Genomic DNA, 18880 nt, shown 5'->3' with positions numbered 1-18880 from the left:
CCCCGGGGGATCGGTGCGGGTCGACCGGTCCGAACGCAAAAAGCCCCCCGCCGGAGCGGGGGGCTTTCGCATTTCGTTCGTTCAGCGGGCCTACTTCACCACGCTGATGCGCTGCTGGTGGATGGCACCGTCCACGTTGAGGTGGACCATGTACACGCCACCGGCGAAGCCGTCGAGCTCAAGCACCGTGTTGAACACGGGGCCGCTGTTCTCCATCTCCTGGCTCACCACGCGCTTGCCGGTGAGGTCGAAGACCTCGAGGCTCACGCGCTGGGTGCCGGCGGTGAGGCCGTCCAGGCGGAGGTTCACCACACCGTCGCGCACCGGGTTCGGCCATACCTGCAGGCCGCTGTTGGTCACGACCTCAGCATCACGCTGCTGGGCCATGGCCGGCGGGTTCAGGATGGTCACCTGGCACACCGGGCCGCAGTAGCCGCTCCACTGGCCGTTGTACAGCACCTCCACGCTCACGTCGTAGGTGACACCGTTCTGCAGGGGCAGGGTCACCCAGTTCAGCGGGCAGATGTAGTTGGGACGGATGATCGTACGCAGGTAGCCTTCGTTGATGTTCTCGAAGCGGAAGCGGTACTGCGTGGCACCCACCACAGGCTGTGCGAAGACCTTGTCGGAACCACCGAAGGTCTTGATCACGCCGCAGCTGTGGGCCGGGAAGCCGATGTCGTCCACCAGGCCGGTGCAGCCGGGCACGGCGGTCGGGTCAAGACCCATCTCGCAACCCGTGCCGAAGCGGTCGTCGGTGAGGCCGGCCGCACCCTGGTCCACACGGACGCGGGTGAAGTAGCGCACACCGGGTTGGAGCGGGCTGGTCACCATCTCGGAGAACTTCACCCAGTTGCGCGGCACGGCGATGCGACGGCGGAAGCCGGCGTCGGGGTCGCTGAACTCGAACTGGTAGGTGGTGACGCCCGGTACCGTGGTGGCGTACACCTTGTTCTGCAAGAGGTTGGTGAAGATGCCGCACTCACCCGCTTGGAGGGTGCTGGGGCCGGCCGGCAGGCAGAACTCGTGACCGTTCACGTAACCGGGGGTCGCCGGCGGGCTGTTGGGGGTGAGCACACCGTTGATGGTGCCGTCGAAGGAGTCACCCAGCAGCATACCGCCATTGCCCGTGTGCAGGCTCCAGCTGCCGTTGCCGTTGCCCGTTCCGCTGAGGCCGTCGCCCAGGAAGTCGAACAGGTAGAAGCTGAAGCAGTTGCCGTTCAGCGTGCTCAGGCAGGACGTCACATCGACCGTGGTGTTGCCCGCGCCGTATGCCGGGGAGACGGCCACGCTCTGGAAGGCCTGGTCCTGGATCTCCCAGAAGATGCCGGTCGGGTCGTTGTCCGTGGTGATGCGCACGATCACGGTCTCGCCCGACACGTCCACGCCGCCTTCGGCGATGGCGCTGTTGCCGGCGATCTCATCAGGCTGGCCGTTCGGGTTCTGCACCGTCACGTTGAACGTGTGGATGCCATAGGGGGCCGTCCAGCCGGGAAGGTTCACGATCTCCGTTCCCTGGTAGGGCAGGTTGCCCGTCCAAGTGTACACGAAGGGGCCCTGGTTCGGTCCGCCACCGTTCAGGTCGTACACGATGTCCACGCTGGTCAAGGTGGCCTCACCGAAGTTGGTCAGCTCCACCTGGGGCTCCAGGAAGGAGGTGCACACCAGACCCGTGGGGTACAGCACGTCGCTGATGCCCGCATCGTACAGACCGGGGTGTTCCACCATCACCTCGAAGGTGCCCTCGAAGCCCGTGCTACCCGGGTTGTACACGTACAGCAGGTAGTCCGTGTTGGTCGTCAGGCCGGTGAGCACGATGTCAGCACCGTCGCCGTCGTCGTCGCAGGCCACTTGGCCGGCGGCGCCCAGGTTGCCGTTGCAACCACCGCTGAAGAGCGCGTAGTTCAACTGGCTGGCGGTGAGGGAACCGTTCTGCGGAGTGCCCAGCAGGTCGAGCACGTGGATCGTGTTCACACCGCTGTTGAAGCTGTACCACATGCCCTGGTTGTTCAGCACCGGGCTGCAGGTGGTGTAGGCATCGTTCTGCGCGCAGCTGTTATCACCGCCGGTCGGGGTCCCCGAACCGTCGGCCAGGAAGCTGGTCAGCACCGTGGCACCCGAGCAGTCGTCGTTGGACGGACGCGGACACACCGGGCCGCAACCCACCTGCAGTTCGAACGCGCCATCGAAGAACGGTGACGGGCTGTGAACGGCGATGTAGTAGGTCTGGCCGGTCTGTGCGAAGAACTCCAGCTGGCTGCGGTCGGTGCAGGCACCGCCGAAGTCGTCGCTCATGGTGAGGCAGGTGAGCGTGTTGCAGTCCGGACCGGTGAACACGCTGATGCGCGTGTTGAACACCGTGGTGATGCCGCAGGTGCTGAGGATGATGTTCTCATCCGCAGCGGCCGTGTAGGTGTACCAGAGCGAACCACCGCTGGTGGGGCCGCCCGTGAAGGGGCAGGCGTTGGCCGGCAGGGTCGGGAACTGGTTGTTCGTGTTGCCCACCACAGAGCCCGGGCAGGTCAACGGCAGCGCACCGCCGCAGTTGATGTTCGGCGCGCACGGGTTCGTGGGCGCGGTCGCCGTCACGTTGATCTGGTACGGTCCCACCATGTTCAGCGGCAGCGACCACAGCACCGGGTAGTAGTAGAAGCCCGGGGCCAGGTCCTCGAAGAAGATGGTCGGGTTGCCGTCCACGCAGGTGACGAAGTCATAGTTCTGCGAGTTGATGAACAGCGTACCGCAGTCCCCGTACATGTTCAGCGCTCCATACTGGAAGTTCGCCGTGCCGCAGTAGCTGATCTGCACGTTGGCGCACTGGGTCAGCTCGAAGGCCACCCACTCCCAACCCGTTGCTTCGGGGAAGGGGTTCGGCGAGATGCCGTCCTGCGTCTGGCAATCCAGGTTGCCGGTGAACACCACCGCCGGGTTGCCGATGGAGATCGGGTTCAGCGTCGGGTCCTTGTTCACGCACAGGTCTGCCGGGTCGGGCGTGCAGGGGTCGAAGGTCAGCTCCCAGTTGAAGCCCGCCGGGTTCCAGCGGTCATCCCATTCGATGAAGACCTGCTGGCCGTTGTTCACGAACACCGAGGCCGTGCTGGCGAAGGCCGATCCGCCACCGCTCCAGGTGCAGGCATCGTCGCTGGCGGCCAGCACCGTGAGGCCGCCGCAGGTGCCACCGTGGATCGTGAGGCGCGTGTCGTTGTTGCCGGTGTTCACCGCTCCGCAGGCGGAGGCCGTGAGCACACCGGTGCCCGTCGCCGTGTAGGTGAACCAGCGCGCGTTCACCGCACCGCCGGCCTGTGCGTTGGTCGCACCGGCGCCGCAGTCGATCGTGCCCGTGGTGTTCACACCCAGCACGGCGGTGATCGCGTCAGCGCACACCCCGTTGCAGGTGCTGAAGCCGACCGGACCCACCCAGGAGCTGGATCCGTTCAGGCCGCATTCCGCACGCACGTAGGCCTCATAGGCCACGCCGGCCGACAGACCGCCGAGCTGCAGGAAGGGCGTGGTGTTCACCGCGACCTGAGTGCCCGTGCCGAGCGAGAAGCCGGCCACACCCCATTCGATGGTCCAGTCGGTCTCCACGCAGGCCACGTTCCAGCTCAGGTCCACCGTGCTGCCGGTGGCGTTGCCCGCCTGCAGGTTGCCCGGAGCAGGACAGGGCGGCGGAGGCAGGATGTTCACATCGTAGTCCTCCGTTTCGCCATAGAAGTAGTCGATGCAGGGGTCGATCGTGTTCGGCGTGGTGCCGTAGACGTCACGCACCCGCATGCGCTTTACGCCGGGGGCCGGGTTGCAGGGCAGGGTCAGCGGGAAGGTCGCCGAGCCGAACGCCGTGTTGATCGGGCCGAAGAAGCCCACACGCTCGCTCGGGGTCTCGAAGGTCCCGTTCTCGTTGAAGTCGATCCACACCGCCACGTTCTGGTTGGTGAAGCTGCCGATCGTGACCTCGATCTGGTAGGTCGTGCCCGCCACCAGGTCGGCCGTGTAGTTCGGCTGGCCGGTGAAGTATGTGTACGCCGGGTTCACCGGGGTCGTGCCGCTGTTGTTCAGCAGCGTGGTGCCGATGATCTCCACTTCGCTGATCAGGTCACCGTCGGTCTTGCCGATGGAGTAGGTCGGGGTGCAGATGCACGCGCTGGGCGTATCCATCAGCACCTGCACCGGCACGCTGGCATCGTTGCCGAAGCCCGAGCAGGTCACCACGCAGCGGTACCACGTGTCCGTGCTCTGGGTGGTGTTCCACACCGAGCTGTTCGGGGCGCCGACGGCCGGCGTCCAGTTCAGGTTGTCCGGCGAGGTCTCCCACTGGTAGCTGACACCCGTGCCGATCGTGGCGTTCTGCAGGCTCAGTGTGATGACGTCGGGCGCGCAGACCAAGGACTCGCTCGCCAGGGTGTTGCCCGGGCTCGGTTGTCCGTTGCACGGCACCGGCGTGTTGATGTTCACGCTGAAGTCCATCACCGATCCCCAGAGGTAACCGGCGCACGGGCTGAGCGGGTTGGCGCCACCCTCCTGTTGCATCACGCGCATGCGCGTCACGCCCAGCAACGCGGTGCCCGGCACCGTGAAGTTGATGGCGGCCACGCCGGGCGGCGTACCGCTCTGCGTGCCGAGGGATTCGGTGGGGTCGAAGGTGCCGCTCTGGTCGTAGTCGATCCACACCTCGCCGGCGCCCGCATAGGAGCCACCGCAGGTGCCGAAGTCCACCGTCACGGTGTAGGAATCACCCAGCAGCAGGTCGGCCGTGAGGCCCGTGAGGTCCTGCACGCCCAGCCCGCCCGTCGGGCAGCTGGGATAGGTGTAGTTGATGCTGCCCGGTGCACCCGTGAGGGCCACGCTCTGCACCTGGCTGTCCGCCGTGTTGGTGGGGCCCACGCCGGCCGTGCAGTAGCAGCTCAGGAAGGAGGACATGCCCACCTGGAGGGGAACCGTGGCGGCCGTGCCACCACCGGGCTCCGTGCAGGTCACATCGCAGTAGTACCACGTAGCCGTGGTCTGCGAGGTGTTGTACGTGGGCGCGTTGCCACCCACCGGCGAGTAGTTCACACCGTCGGTGCTGGCGTACCACTGGTAGGTGATGCCGGCAAAGGCAGGGGGGTTCTGCACGCCCACCACGAAGTTCGCGTTGGGGCACACCGAGGCCGGACCGGTGGTGTTGCCCGGGGCAGGAGTGCCCGAGCACAAGGGTGCGGGGACCACGGTGATGCAGAAGTCCTCCGTGGTGCCACTGCCCATGGTGGTGCAGGCGTCGCCCGCACCGTTCACGTTGCCCTGACCGCGGCTGCGCACCCGCATGCGGATGGTGCCCTCGAAGGCCGTCAGCGGCACATCGATGTTCACCGTGCCGGTGGTGCCGGTGGTGAACACCTGTGCCCATTCGTCCGTGGCGAAGGTGGCGTCGTTGTTCCAATCGAACCACACCGACATGATGGCGCCACCGTACACGAGGGAGTTCGCCGTCACCGTCAGGGGGTAGGTGATCCCCTTGGTCAACGTGGTGGTCTCCGTCTTGAGCGTATAGCCCGGCGAGGGCACGCAGGCCGCCGTGGTGCTGGACAAGGTGTTCAGGTCCACGGAGGTGATGCAGGCCCCGTCGCCGAAGTTGCTGGTGGCGCAGTACGCCGCGCATTGGCAGGCGCTGCCCATCGTGACCAGCACTTCCGTGCTGGTGGCACTGCCGTTGCCCGAGCAATCCACCAGGCAACGATAGTAGGTGTCGCTGGCTTGCGTCAGGGTCCAGTTCGGGGCGTTCGGGCCGCCGGCAGGTCCCCAGTTGATGTTGTCAGGCGAGCTCTCCCAGGTGTAGGTGACCCCGGTGCCCGGCGTGGCGTTCTGCAGGCTGAGGGTGAAGTTCTGGGAGGGGCATACCGAGGCCAGGGTGCTCAAGGTATTACCGGGAACGGGCGTGCCCACGCACGGCGGAGGTACGTTCACCGTGAAGCAGTAGTCCTCGGTCTCACCCCAGGTCCATCCAAGGTTGGCATAGTCCGTGCCGAGTGTGCCGCCCTCGATGCAGACCACCCGCATCCGGGTACTGCCCGCCGCAGCGGTCAGCGGCACGATGAATGAGCCCGAGAGGCCGGGTGGCTGGTTGGTGCCCACACCGCCCTCGTACATGCGCTCGCTCACTTCGAACGCATTGTTCTGGTTCCAGTCCACGTAGATTTGGAAGATGTTATTGTAGTTGCTCACCCCGCAGGCGGTCTGCACCAAGGTGAACGGGACGCTCGCCCCCTGGTCCGCGGTATGACCGGTGACCGTGGTGGTGAAGTTGCTGTACCGGCCGGCGATCGATCCGGGGCCGGGGGCCGCGGCGGCGCAGGTGCTCAGGCTGTTGGTCATCGACCCCACCGTCACGCTGGCGATCTCCGTGTCCGCTGCGTCGCTGGGGATGCCAGTGATCGTGTAGGCCCCGCACGCGCACGGGCTCGTGTTCAGGTTCACCGTGATCGGGGTGCTGGTGCCCGTGCCGTTGCCCGCGCAGGTCACTTCGCAACGGTAGCTCGTGGACACCGTCAGGCTCGTGCTCTGGGTGGGCGCGTCCGTGCCGAAGTTCGTCCAGCCGCCACCGTTGTCGAACTGCCACTGGTAGGACACGCCGGTGCCGATCGTGGCGTTCTGCAGGCCGAGCGTGAAGTTCGCTCCGCTGCAGGCCGCGGCCGGGCCCGTGGTGTTGCCGGGCGTCGGGGTGCCCGTGCAGGGCGATGCCGCCGGCGGCAGGGTGATGGCCACCGTGCCCGGGCAAGGGCTGGCGGGCGAAGGCCACGTGTCGATCACCAGGAAGTAGGTGACGCCGTTGGCGATCGTGGCGTTCAGGGTCTTGGAGGCCGCTGAACTGGTGATGCTCGCCACGCAGGTGCCACCGGAGGTGGGGCAGCCGTTGTACAGGAACATGCCCACCCACGTCACGCCGGTATAGGCGAAGGAAGCCGAGCCGGAGCCCAGGGACGTGAAGGTGTACACAGCTTCGTTGCCGCCGCGGTAGCTCGCACTGCCGCAGGCCACCGTGTTGGCGCCGGTGATGTCGTTCGTGGCACCGCACGCGATGGAGAAGGCGGGGTAGTTCTGGTAGGCCAGCACAGTGGCACCTGCGCACGTGGTGGCGCGGGCCTCTTGTGCGCCGAACAGCGCGATGAGCCCCACGGCCAATGAGGCCGGGTGCCACCACGGCGTTCGCCGTGGGGGTCGAGGAGAAGTGCTACAATTCATGTCGGGGGTTTTGGTTAATGAAGATCCTTGGGTCGTCAGGCGGCGGGGCCGGTGGGCCCCGATGCCGGTCGGGTGGGTGGTGATGTCGTTCAGTGAGGTCCGTGAGGGCTGATCGTTCCGCCCGGCGAACCCTTCGTCAAGCGCGGTTTGGGTGGTTGAGGGTTGAACGGTTGGGGTTGTGGGTCGTCAATACTATTCCGATCGTCAATGCAACGCAAGGGAAAAATAGTTTTCAACAGGAGGCAACCCATTACGTGGTCTGCGTAGCCCGCGCCACGCGGGACAACGGCCGCGCCGATGTGCTCCCGGGAGCTGCCTCCTGCGGGACCGGCAACGGCGGGGTCAACGCGACAAGGTGGTGGAGGAGGCCGGCTTGGTGGGCTTCTCCTTGCCTGCCGGCTTGCTCGGCTCCTTGGTGGCCATCCGGGTGCTTCCGGGCGTGGCCACCTCCCAGGTGATGGGGAGCTCACCGGCCTTCACGGCCCGCTTGAACCGGCTCGCCTGGTCCTCATCCATGGCCCGGGCGGCATCTTGGAGGGTCCGGGCATACTGCTGGTCCAGCTGGGCGATCTCCCGGCGCAGGGCCTCGCGCTGCTCGAACAGCGCCGTCTCGTGCGCCACCAGAATGCGCCGGCAGTCCTCGATCTGTTCGGGTCGCATCTGGAACATGGTCGCCAGGCGGGCGAGGTCCGCCTCGGCATAGTCCGCAGGCGTGCGTGATGGGAGCACGGGGTCCTGGGCGAACAGCGGGCCCTGCAGGCCGATGAACAGGCAGACGAGTGACAGGGTACGGATCATCATGGTCGGTGGGGGTTGGGTAGGGAGCCCAAGTTAGGAGGATCGGCGATCCGCAACCGCGGCCGCACCCTGTGCGTAGCAGGGCCATGCAGCTCCGGACCACCTTCCTCTTCATCATCCTTCCCCTTCTTTCCATGTCCATCAAGGCGCAGGACGACCTGGCCCTGATGGCCGCCGATGCGTTCCCCATGGATCCCGCCCTCCTCGAGGACCCTGCCGCCGTGATCGACGCGTACGAGGTCTTCAATCCCATCACCGGTGGTGACTCGGTGCGCCTGTGCAACGGACACCCCTGCATCGGCTGGGTGGAGGATCAGCATCCGGGCGGGGCCCTGAAGCATAAAGGGTACTATGTGGACGGCAGGCTCACCCTGTACAAGAACCACCATCCGGACGGTACGCTGGAGCGCGAGTTCCGCAGCGTGGACGCCCTTCGCGCCGTGCTGCGCACCTTCCACGCCAACGGGCAGCCCGCCACGGAGACCCGCTTCGTGGACGGCGTGGCGCTGCAGTATGAGGAGCACTACCGCAACGGCCAGCTCCGGTACGCCGAGGAGAAGCACAAGAGCGGGGCCTACTACGAGCGCATGGACCTGTTCGCCTCGGACGGCTCGCCCATCAGCACGCTCGAACTGGTGGACAAACGGAAGGTGGAATTCCTGCAGCGCGAGTATCACCCCGGAGGCCTCGTGCGGTGCGAGGGGCGCGCCCGCTACAACCCCCAGCGCATGGACACGCAGCGCATCGGCACCTGGACCTATCACGGACCGGATGGCAGCACGGTGCGCACCGAGGAGTACGTGGATGGCAAGGTGCACGCCGTGCGCTGAACGCGCGACGAACGGGAGATCCACGAGCACCGCGATCACCCGGTCGCCCCTTCCGGTGCATCGTACGGTGCGATGCCGAACGATGTGATGTGAGCGCCACGGGGATCGAGGCCGAAAGCCGGTCCGAGTTCCCGCTCCTGAACGCGTTCGGGCTTCGGGTGTTCGGAGCACCTGCGGTACTTTGGACCGCCGAAGCTCCAGCATCATGTGTACCATCGGATCCTTTCCGCACCACTGCCTCATCGCGTTGTCTTGTCTTCTCGTGACGGATCGTCTCGCCGGTCAGAACACGGTGGGCCTCATCCACTACGATCCCGACATGGTCGACGGCTATTTCCTGTTCTTCCCCGACCAGCAGGGGACGGTGTTCCTGGTGAACGCCTGTGGCCAGTTGGTGCACAGTTGGCCGGATACCGTGTCGGTGCCCGGCAACTCCGTCCGCTTGGGCGCCAACGGCACCTTGCTGCGGACCTATGTGGATGAGGCGGGCGGCAATCCGTTCTTCACGGCGGGGGGCAATGGTGAGCACCTGCAATTGAAGGCCTGGGACAACACCGTGCTGTGGGACCACACCATCAGCTCGGCCACAGAGTGCATGCACCACGATGTGGAGCTGATGCCCAACGGGAACATGCTCGCCATCGTGTGGGAACTGAAGACCGCGCAGGAGGCGTGGGATGCGGGGCGCGATACGGTGGGCTACGGGTTCTCCACCCTTTGGCCGGAGAAGATCGTGGAGCTGGAGCCGATCGGCCCCGATTCCGCCCACGTGGTGTGGGAGTGGCACGTGTGGGATCATCTGGTGCAGGACTTCAACCCGAACGCGGCCAACCACGGTGTGGTGGCCGAGCATCCCGAGCTCGTCGACATCAATGCCGTGTACACACAGAACATCAACCCGGACTGGCTGCACATCAATTCCGTGGACTACAACCCTGCGCTGGACCAGATCCTCCTCAGTGTGCCGTTCCTTCATGAGGTCTGGGTGATCGATCACAGCACCACCACCCTGGAGGCCGCCGGCCATACAGGGGGCAATTCGGGCCGTGGAGGGGATCTGCTGTATCGCTGGGGGAACCCGGGCATCTACGACCAGGGGGGGCCGGCCGACCGCGACCTCTACTTCAACCATGCGGCCACCTGGGTGGGGCCTGGACTGGACCCCAACGACCCGGATGTCGGCAAGATCATGGTGTTCAACAATCGTGTGGGCCCCGATTTCAGCGCGGTGGACATCTTCACCCCGCCGGTGGACGCCAACGGCAACTACACCTATGTGCCAGGCACGGCCTTCGGTCCGCTGGACCGAGACACGCGGTACATGACCGCCAACCCACCCGACCTGTACTCCCCGGGTCAGGGAAGCGGGCAGAAGCTGCCCAACGGCAATGTCCTCGCCGCGTCGGGCCGCCAAGGGTGGATGGTTCAGTTGCAGCCGGACAGCACGCAGGCCTGGTCCTATGTGGTGCCCATGCAGGACGGCATCCCGGTGGATCAGGGCACCGTGCTGCAGTCCAACACGATCATCTTTCAGGCCGAGTGGATCGGACCGAACGATCCCCGACTGCAAGGACAGGTGCTTGACCCGATCGGCCATATCGAGACGCAGCCCAATGTGCAGTTCTGTGTGCTGAACGTGGGCACCACGCAGCCGGCGACGGATGGGCGGCCGCTGGTGATCGTGGCCGATGGGGCGCGCCTGGCGGTCGAGGTCGCCGGTGCCATGCACGCGCTCGTTGTCGATGCCACCGGCCGCACGGTCGCCCGTGAACAGCTCGTCGCGGGCCGCAACGAACTCCGCACGGCCCATCTGCGTCCGGGGACCTACACCCTGGTCCCCCTGAGCACCGGTGCCCGCCCCGTGCGCTTCGCGCTGGTGGAGCCGTAACAAGGTGAACGTCACCGGATCACCCATCGGTCATCCCGCGTCGCCGTGGTGGCCCGGCTCAGCGCGTACCCGGCTGACCCATCGCATGGGCCACCACCAGCGGCATGCGCGTGAACGTGGCCCCATCGCGCACATCGAGCACATAGGTGCCGGTGGATAGGCCCCCGACCGGGATGTCCACCTCCCCGATGACCGCGCCGCGCAGCACGACCCTTCCGCCCAGGTCCATCAAGGTCCACTCGCCCGTGTGCCCTTCCCGCGAACGCAGGGTGGCCTGATCGGTCGCGGGGTTGGGGTTGACCGACCACTCCGATGGCGTGGGTGCGACAGAGGGTACGTCAGTGCCCATGCCGAACTCGATGGCCCCCGGATCGGGAGCGATACCCAGCGGTCGGGGCGTTCCGTTGTAGTCGAGCGGGACCAGCGCGCCGATGCCGGGATCGCCGATGTCGTTGATCGCCACGTTCATCGGGGTGAGGTCGGTGTTGCTCACGAAGAGCGGGTCGGCGCTGGAGGAGTTGGGATCATAGCCCGCGGCCTGCCAGTTGGCCAGGGTGGCGTAGCCCGTGGACAGGTAGCCCACCTGGTTCGTGGTGCCACCGGTGGAGGCCATCACCAGCACGTTGTTGTCGCTGGTGAACACGGAGGTGGCCGTGGCGAAGTGCATGCAGCGCTTGGTGCCCGTGCCCGTGCGGCTGATCTTCACGATGTTGTTGCGGTACTCCAGTCCGGTGGCCAGCGTGGTCTGGTAGAAGCCGTAGGTGACGCCCGTGGTGGTGTTCTGGTCGTCGAGCAGCAGGCTGTTGTGGTAATAGCGGGTGTTGTTGCTGCTGCTGTTGTACATGCCGTAGTTCGTGCCCGTGTTGTTCAGCCTGAAGGCGACGTTGTTCTGGAAGGTGTTCTCCTGGCCCGGTACGGGGTCCGATGCGGTGATGTAGTAGAGGTAGGCCGTACCGGTGCCGCCCACATTGTTCACCACGTTGCCGTCCACGGTGGTGCGCACGCTGTTGTTCACGTAGATGCCATAGAACGTGGTGGTGCTGGTGAGCCCCGGCCGGCTGATCTCGTTGCCCTGCACCAGGGCGCTGTCCTGGAAGTTCAGGTACACCTGGTAGTTGTATCCGTTGCGGAACTGGTTGTTGCGCACCACGTTGCCCACCGCGCGTGCGGTGGCCGAGGCGCCATTGAGGCGCAGCTTGTAGGCGCCGCTGCAGCCCAGGATCACGTTGTCCTCGATGATGGTGTGGTTCGCATTGTTGCCGGCGGTGGTCGCATTGATCAGCGAGGCCGAGGCCACGATGCCCCCGTAGTTGGAGGAGGTGGTGTTGTCGGGATTGAAGATCCGGCAGCCCCGGATGGTGTTGTGATCGGCCTGGTTCGTCAGGTGCACCCCGTATCCGAAGGTGCCGCCGGCGACGTCGATGATCAGGTCCTCGATGGTCACATGGTCGGCGCCGTTCAGCAGGACCGCCGCGCGGTCGGCGCTCACAGTCGGCGCATGCACCAGGATGACGTCATTGGCGTTGAAGGTGATCGTGTTGGTGGCGCTGGCACCGAGGATCTCGCCCAGCACCAGGCGGTCCGCGTAGGGCCCGCTGCCTGCCGCCACGTTGAAGACCACCGGTCCGCTGACACCGCAGCTCAACAGCGCCGCGGCCTCCGAGAAGTTCAGCAGGTCGCCGGTGCCGTCGTCGTTGATGGTGTAGGAGCCGGAGACCCCCGGTGTCACCGGCAGGTGGAACTCGGCGGTGGTGGCGGCCTGGCCGGAGGTGGTGCAGGTCACCGTGCAGACATAGTACGTGTCCATGGTGACGGGGCCGGTGTTCACGGTGGTGCCCGAGCCCACGAAGGTGGTGTAGGGCCCGCCGGACGTGGTGCTGCTGTACCAGTCACGCGTGATGCCCGCACCCACGGTGGAGCCGTTCACCACCAGGTCGGCCGTACCGTTCTCGCACACGAACGAGGGCCCGGCGATGGTGCCCGCGACCGGTGTTCCGGTGCACGGCGTCGCCGGCAGGAAGGTGAGCGTGCCGGTGAAGTAGCGCGGGTTGTTGCCGCCGTTGGTGAAGAGGCCACCGTAGCCCACGATGCCGGTGGCGCCCGGCAGGGTGAAGTCCCCGCAATGGAGCGAGATGCCGCCCACCGTAAAGGTGTTGGGGCTGATGGTGCCGGTGCCGCTGTACCGGATGTTCTGGTCGGACTCCAACAGGAAGCGCACCGTGCCCCCGTCGGGGATCAGGTAGGTCATGCCCGTGATCGTCGGGTGGATGCCGTTGGCGGGCACGGACAGGTTGGTGCCGGTGCCGATCACCGTCCAATCGGTGGCGACAAAGGGGAAGTAGGGGCCGCCCAGGGTGACGGTCGTGGCCCAGAGCGTGGTGTTCGCACCGTTGGACGCGGTCTGCCAGTACGACTCCAGGTCCGTGAGCAGGATGTCGCCGCCGGAGTTGTTCGTCACCCCGAAGGTGATCACGCCGTTGCCGCTCACTCCGTTCCCGCCGTTGTAAGGTGCCAGGCTGCCGGTGGTGATGACCTGGGCCTGGATCACGCCCACGGCAAGGAACGCGAACAGGCCGGCCAGGAGCAGCGCAGGGAGCCCGTTCGCGATGCGCGTCGTACTCGTTGTGTGGTAACCCGCGGTGGCGTGGTGGAGATGGCGTGATGCGCGTCGCATGGTCGGTCCGGGTTGAAGGACAGGAGCGAAATAACGAAAAGGCAGGGCGCGCCCGATGCGGCGGGATGGAACGACCGAGCCCCGCGATGATCATCGCGGGGCTTGGTCCGTGTGTGGCCGGGCGGAGAGCGCAGGGTCCGGTGCGTCCGGGCCCTTGACCTTACTTGCCGTCCTTCACTTCCTCGAAGTCCACATCGGTGACCTCGGCGTTGCCGTCAGCGGCCGTGGTGCCTCCCTGGGCATTGCCGTTGGCCTGGGCCTGCTGGGCCGCGTTGTACATCTCCTGGCTCGCGGCCTGGAAGGCGGTGTTCAGCTCGGCCACCAGCTTGTCGCAGGCGTCCACGTCCTGGGCCTTGTGCGCGTCCTTCAGGCGGGTGAGGGCATCCTCGATGGGCTGTTTCTTCTCGGCCGGGATCTTGTCGCCGTACTCCTTCAGGCTCTTCTCGGTCTGGAAGATGAGGCTGTCGGCGGCGTTGAGCTTGTCCACGCGCTCGCGTGCGGCCTTGTCGGCATCGGCGTTGGCCTCGGCCTCCTTCTTCATCTTCTCGATCTCGTCCTTGCTGAGGCCGCTGCTGGCCTCGATGCGGATGCTCTGCTCCTTGCCCGTGGCCTTGTCCTTGGCGCTCACGTGCAGGATCCCGTTGGCATCGATGTCGAAGGTGACCTCGACCTGGGGCACGCCGCGCGGTGCGGGCGGGATGCCGTCGAGGTGGAAGCGGCCGATGGTGCGGTTGCCGCTGGCCATGGGACGCTCGCCCTGCAGCACATGGATCTCCACACTGGGCTGGCTGTCGCTCGCGGTGCTGAAGGTCTCGCTCTTCTTGGTGGGGATCGTCGTGTTGGACTCGATCAGGCGCGTCATCACACCGCCCATGGTCTCGATGCCGAGGCTCAGCGGGGTCACGTCGAGCAGCAGCACATCCTTCACATCACCGGCGAGCACGCCGCCCTGGATCGCGGCGCCAACGGCCACCACTTCGTCCGGGTTCACCCCCTTGCTGGGCTCCTTGCCGAAGAACTTCTTCACCGCCTCCTGGATGGCCGGGATGCGGGTGCTGCCGCCCACCAGGATCACCTCGTCGATGTCGGTGGTCTTGAGGCCGGCGTTCTTCAACGCGCTCTCGCAGGGGGCGATGGTGCGCTTGATGAGGCTGTCGGCGAGCTGCTCGAACTTGGCGCGGGTGAGGCTGCGCACCAGGTGCTGCGGGATGCCGTCCACCGGCATGATGTAGGGCAGGTTGATCTCGCTGCTCGTCGTGGAGCTGAGCTCGATCTTGGCCTTCTCGGCAGCCTCCTTCAGGCGCTGCAGGGCCATGGGGTCCTTGCGCAGGTCGATGTTGAACTGGCCCTTGAACTCCTCGGCCAGCCAGTCGATGATCACCTGGTCGAAATCGTCGCCGCCCAGGTGGGTGTCACCGTCGGTGCTCTTCACCTCGAACACACCGTCGCCCAGCTCCAGCACGCTCACATCGTGGGTGCCGCCACCGCAGTCGAAGACCACGATCTTCTGGTCCTTGTGCTTCTTGTCGAGGCCGTAGGCGAGCGCCGCGGCCGTCGGTTCGTTGATGATGCGGCGCACCTTGAGGCCCGCGATCTCGCCCGCCTCCTTGGTGGCCTGGCGCTGGGCGTCGTTGAAGTAGGCCGGCACGGTGATCACCGCCTCGCTCACCGTGGTGCCGAGGTAATCCTCGGCGGTCTTCTTCATCTTCTGCAGGATCATGGCACTGATCTCCTGCGGGGTGTACTGGCGGTCGCCGATCTGCACGCGCGGCGTGTTGTTCGGTCCGCGTTCCACGGTGTAGGGCACACGCGAGGCCTCCTTGGAGCTCTCGTCGTACGAGTTGCCCATGAAGCGCTTGATGGAGAAGATGGTGTTCCGCGGGTTGGTGATCGCCTGGCGCTTGGCCGGGTCGCCCACCTTGCGTTCACCGCCCTCCACGAAGGCCACCACACTGGGGGTGGTGCGCTTGCCTTCGCTGTTGGCGATCACCACGGGTTCGTTGCCTTCCATCACCGCCACACAGCTGTTGGTGGTGCCCAGGTCGATGCCGATGATCTTGCTCATGGTCGTTGGTTCGTTCGAACCCGCTCGTCAATGCGCATGCCATGGCGCCGAGGCCCCGGAAAGCTGACAAGGTGGTGCACCCGGCCGCAGGGCCGACCGAAAAGGACCTGACAGAAGGACAGATCGTCAGTCGCAGCCCAGGGGTGGACCGTTCCCCTCGATGCAGAAGTTGAACGGGGCCGTGTAGGGGCCGTCCACCAGTTGCACCAGGGAGGCATCACCGAGCTTCACGCCCACGGCCGTTTGGAAGTGACGACCGGCGAACAGCCCGTAGCCGTTGGTGATGTTGGTGTACTCGGGGCGCTCCTCCACGATGCCGCTCACCGGCTGGGCCAGGGTGAGGTAGGTGGCGAACTCGTCGCTGGCGGCGGCGAACAGGATGTCCAGGCCCCGGTAGATCCGCCGGGTGATGGAGGGGTCGTTCTCCATCACGGTCGCCATGTTCTGGTAGAACGCCTCGCCGCTGATGGCCACCTGAAGCTCCTCCCCACCATTGAGCCCGTTGGTGCGCACCGAGCCCAGGAACACCGTGTACGACTCCTCGGTGAGCACGCCCGACCGGTCCTCGGCGTACCGCACGCGGTAGCTCACGTCATAGCGCCGCGCGTCCCGCCCGCTGCGGAAATCCATGTCCACCGTGTTGTACTGGTTGCCCAGCATCAAGTTCAGCTTGCTGTTGCTGTTGGTCTGCAGGAAACCGGACTGGTAGGCCGGCGGGTTCACGATCGGCGTCTCTGCGCTGACCTCGTTGCCGCGCACCTTCATGCGCACGGCGTACGTGTGCTCGGGATCGAGCGTGGCGTCGAAGTAGTACACCTTGTGCAGGGGCGAGTTGAACACCCCCGGCTCCCGCGGCATCATCGTATCGTTCAGCAGGAACTCCGCGTTGTTGTCCAGGTCCACCACGCGCGGGGCCACCTGGAAGTCGGGGTCGTCGTACTCGGTGCTGTCGGCGATCTGCGCGTATACCAGGGCATCGCCCTCGCCCAGGAAGGCCTTGTTGATCTTCACGTAGTGGCGTGTCTCGTCGCTTGTGCCGTCGGCGGCCCGGGTCGACAGCACACCGTACACCACGGTGATGTCCTTGTACGGAGCGCTCACCTCCAGGTCGGTGCTGCAGGCGGCGAACACGGCGGGGAAGAGCAGAAGGGCGATGGTGCGGCGGGCCATGGGCGTGGAAGGGCGCCAAAGATAGCTGGCCGCCCGCAGCGGTGGCGTGATGAACGGGGAGCGGACGCTGCGGCCCATCCTTCGGCAGGGCGGCCCTAGCTTTGGCGCCCTCCGCCAACAGGCGGGGCCCAGGCCATGAGCGAACCGAAGGATGCCCGGCGCGTGACCACCCATGTGCTGCAGGAGATGAAGGCCAAGGGCCAGCCCATCGCCATGCTGACGGCCTACGACTTCAGCCTGGCGAGCCTGGTGGACGCCGCCGGCATCGATGTGATCCTCGTGGGCGACAGCGCCAGCAACGTGATGGCGGGTCATGAGACCACCCTGCCCATCACGCTGGACCAGATGATCTACCACGCCAGCAGTGTGGTGCGGGGCTGCCAGCGCGCCCTCATCGTGGTGGACCTGCCTTTCGGCACCTATCAGGGCAACAGCAAGGGTGCGCTCAACAGCGCCATCCGCATCATGAAGGAGAGCGGTGCCCACGCCGTGAAGCTGGAAGGTGGCCGCGAGGTCATCGCCAGCATCGAGCGCATCCTCACCGCCGGCATCCCGGTGATGGGTCATCTGGGGCTCACGCCGCAGAGCATCTACAAGTTCGGCACCTACGTGGTGCGCGCCAAGGAGGAGGCCGAGGCCCAGCGCCTGCGCGAGGATGCCCGCATGCTGGAGCAGGCGGGCTGCTTCGCCATCGTGCTGGAGAAGATCCCCGCGGCCCTGGCGGCCGAGGTGGCCCGCAGTGTGTCCATTCCGGTGATCGGCATCGGTGCCGGCGGCGGCGTGGATGGACAGGTGCTGGTGCTCCACGACATGCTGGGGATCAACAAGGCCTTCAACCCCCGGTTCCTCCGGCGCTACGCCGACCTGCACAGCGTCATCACCGATGCGGTGGGGCGCTACCTCATCGATGTGCGCTCGCGTGACTTCCCCAGCGCCGACGAGCAGTACTGAGCCCGGGCCCCGCGTGCTCTGGTCCGATGCCCGGCTGCTGGCCGTGCACAAGCCTGCAGGCATGCCCGTGCAACCCGACCCCACCGGCACACCCGATCTGCTGTGCGCGTTGCGGGCGATCCATCCCGGCGAGGCCATCGGCCTGCCGCACCGGCTTGACCGCCCCGTGAGCGGGGTGGTGCTGTTCAGCCGGACGACCGAAGCGCTTCAGGCGCTGAACCGGCTCTTCCAGGAGCGGGCCGTTCAGAAGACCTACCTGGCCGTGGTGACCGGTGCCGTGGACGGCGACCTGACGCTTGAGCACACCCTGCTCCACGACACGAAGGCGCGCCGGGCCCGCGTCTCGGACCGCGGCGTGCCGGTATCGCTCGAGCTGCGGCCCCTGATGCGGGGTGATCGCTACACCCTGGTGGAGGTGCGGCCCCTGGGAGGAGCCTTCCATCAGATCCGCGCACAGCTCGCCGCCGCCGGGCATCCCATCAAGGGCGATGTGAAGTATGGTGCGCGGCGCGGGGAGCGCGACCGCTCCATCGCCCTGCACGCGCGGTCGATCGCCCTGCGGCACCCCTTCACTGGGGAGGCGCTGCACGTGGAGGCCCCCGTGCCCGGTACGCCCACCTGGGACCCGTGGCGCACTATTCCAACGGCCTGAACGTTCAGTCGGCGATGCGCCTCATGTTCGCGTTCCTCCCCGTCCTGCTGCCCTTCACCTTCGCCGTGGGCCAGGAGCATCCCTTCCTCTCGGCGTTCACCGCCACCGTGCGTGAGGAGCAAGTGCTGCTGGAGTGGACGATGGTGGCGGGCACCACCTGTGATGGGACCCAGGTGGAACGTGCGGTGAACGGCGGTGCCTGGCAGCAGGTCGGTGGGATCTCCGGGTTGTGCGGCGATGTGAACGCGGCGGTGGCCTATGACTGGACCGATGCCGCGCCACCGGAACTGTCCACGCTCGCCTATCGCCTGAAGTTGGGCGCACAGGGGTACTCGTCCACGCTGGAGGTCCGCTTCGAGCGGCTGACGGCGCGCGCGCATCTCGCGTTCCCCTCACCGGCACATGAACGCGTGGTGCTGTTGTTCCGCGAGGCCGGCACCGCCGATGGGGTGCTCGACGTGTACGATCAGGCGGGCCGGCCCTTGATCGCCTCCCTGGGCGTGCGCGGCGATCGCGCGGAGCTCGACGTGCGTGCGTGGTCAGCCGGCATCCATCACTACCGGGCCACCTACGGCGGACGCGTGCACGCGGGGCGTTTCACGGTGCAGCACTGAGTCCGGAGCATCGGGCTATCTTC

The 18880-nt window shown here is 66.3% G+C and carries 10 protein-coding genes; 5 read left to right on the top strand and 5 right to left on the bottom strand.

Going from position 1 to position 18880, the window contains the following annotated elements:
• Positions 1-90 precede the first annotated feature (90 nt).
• Together IPM49_05885 and IPM49_05880 are read right to left on the bottom strand one after the other, a co-directional pair.
• Positions 91-7149, bottom strand: coding sequence for a T9SS type A sorting domain-containing protein (locus tag IPM49_05885; protein MBK9274059.1), 7059 nt, complete (start codon positions 7147-7149; stop codon positions 91-93).
• 408 nt (positions 7150-7557) lie between these two features.
• Positions 7558-8016: a hypothetical protein gene (locus tag IPM49_05880; GenBank protein ID MBK9274058.1), complete on the bottom strand. Its 459-nt coding sequence runs from the start codon at positions 8014-8016 to the stop codon at positions 7558-7560.
• 83 nt (positions 8017-8099) lie between these two features.
• On the opposite strand from IPM49_05880, the gene IPM49_05875 reads away from it, so the two are divergent.
• A complete protein-coding gene (locus tag IPM49_05875) occupies positions 8100-8843 on the top strand; it encodes a hypothetical protein (GenBank protein ID MBK9274057.1) in 744 nt (247 codons plus the stop codon).
• Between the two features lie 262 nt (positions 8844-9105).
• Complete coding sequence (locus tag IPM49_05870) at positions 9106-10731, top strand: aryl-sulfate sulfotransferase (GenBank protein ID MBK9274056.1); 1626 nt, start codon at positions 9106-9108, stop codon at positions 10729-10731.
• Between the two features lie 58 nt (positions 10732-10789).
• Here IPM49_05870 and IPM49_05865 read toward each other — a convergent pair whose 3' ends face one another.
• The 3 genes from IPM49_05865 to IPM49_05855 form a co-directional block, all read right to left on the bottom strand.
• Positions 10790-13405 (bottom strand): right-handed parallel beta-helix repeat-containing protein, encoded by a 2616-nt coding sequence (locus IPM49_05865; GenBank protein ID MBK9274055.1) that lies wholly within the window; start codon positions 13403-13405, stop codon positions 10790-10792.
• A 160-nt stretch (positions 13406-13565) separates the two neighbouring features.
• Complete coding sequence (dnaK, locus tag IPM49_05860; GenBank protein MBK9274054.1) at positions 13566-15470, bottom strand: molecular chaperone DnaK; 1905 nt, start codon at positions 15468-15470, stop codon at positions 13566-13568.
• Positions 15471-15596: 126 nt separating this feature from the next.
• Positions 15597-16640, bottom strand: coding sequence for a DUF4249 family protein (locus IPM49_05855; protein MBK9274053.1), 1044 nt, complete (start codon positions 16638-16640; stop codon positions 15597-15599).
• Between the two features lie 135 nt (positions 16641-16775).
• On the opposite strand from IPM49_05855, the gene panB reads away from it, so the two are divergent.
• The 3 genes from panB to IPM49_05840 are packed head-to-tail and all read left to right on the top strand — an operon-like array spanning position 16776 to position 18857.
• Positions 16776-17591, top strand: a complete 816-nt coding sequence (gene panB / locus IPM49_05850; GenBank protein ID MBK9274052.1) for a 3-methyl-2-oxobutanoate hydroxymethyltransferase — start codon at positions 16776-16778, stop codon at positions 17589-17591.
• 13 nt (positions 17592-17604) lie between these two features.
• A complete protein-coding gene (locus IPM49_05845) occupies positions 17605-18243 on the top strand; it encodes an RluA family pseudouridine synthase (GenBank protein MBK9274051.1) in 639 nt (212 codons plus the stop codon).
• Positions 18244-18257: 14 nt separating this feature from the next.
• Positions 18258-18857 carry a hypothetical protein gene (locus IPM49_05840; protein ID MBK9274050.1) on the top strand — a complete coding sequence of 200 codons (600 nt, stop codon included), beginning with the start codon at positions 18258-18260 and terminating at the stop codon, positions 18855-18857.
• The last annotated feature ends 23 nt before the right edge of the window (positions 18858-18880 follow it).

The sequence above is a fragment of the Flavobacteriales bacterium genome (assembly GCA_016715895.1).
Taxonomy (GTDB): Bacteria; Bacteroidota; Bacteroidia; order Flavobacteriales_F; family PHOS-HE28; genus PHOS-HE28.
Note: the sequence above shows the minus strand (reverse complement) of the source record. Positions and strands in the feature narration are given on the sequence as shown.

What these genes read in the sequence shown, in the direction of transcription:
- IPM49_05880 (MBK9274058.1), bottom strand. Translation starts at nt 8,016, where the DNA reads ATGATGATCCGTACCCTGTCACTCGTCTGCCTGTTCATCGGCCTGCAG.
- IPM49_05875 (MBK9274057.1), top strand. Translation starts at nt 8,100, where the DNA reads ATGCAGCTCCGGACCACCTTCCTCTTCATCATCCTTCCCCTTCTTTCC.
- IPM49_05865 (MBK9274055.1), bottom strand. Translation starts at nt 13,405, where the DNA reads ATGCGACGCGCATCACGCCATCTCCACCACGCCACCGCGGGTTACCAC.
- dnaK (MBK9274054.1), bottom strand. Translation starts at nt 15,470, where the DNA reads ATGAGCAAGATCATCGGCATCGACCTGGGCACCACCAACAGCTGTGTG.
- IPM49_05855 (MBK9274053.1), bottom strand. Translation starts at nt 16,640, where the DNA reads ATGGCCCGCCGCACCATCGCCCTTCTGCTCTTCCCCGCCGTGTTCGCC.
- panB (MBK9274052.1), top strand. Translation starts at nt 16,776, where the DNA reads ATGAGCGAACCGAAGGATGCCCGGCGCGTGACCACCCATGTGCTGCAG.
- IPM49_05840 (MBK9274050.1), top strand. Translation starts at nt 18,258, where the DNA reads ATGCGCCTCATGTTCGCGTTCCTCCCCGTCCTGCTGCCCTTCACCTTC.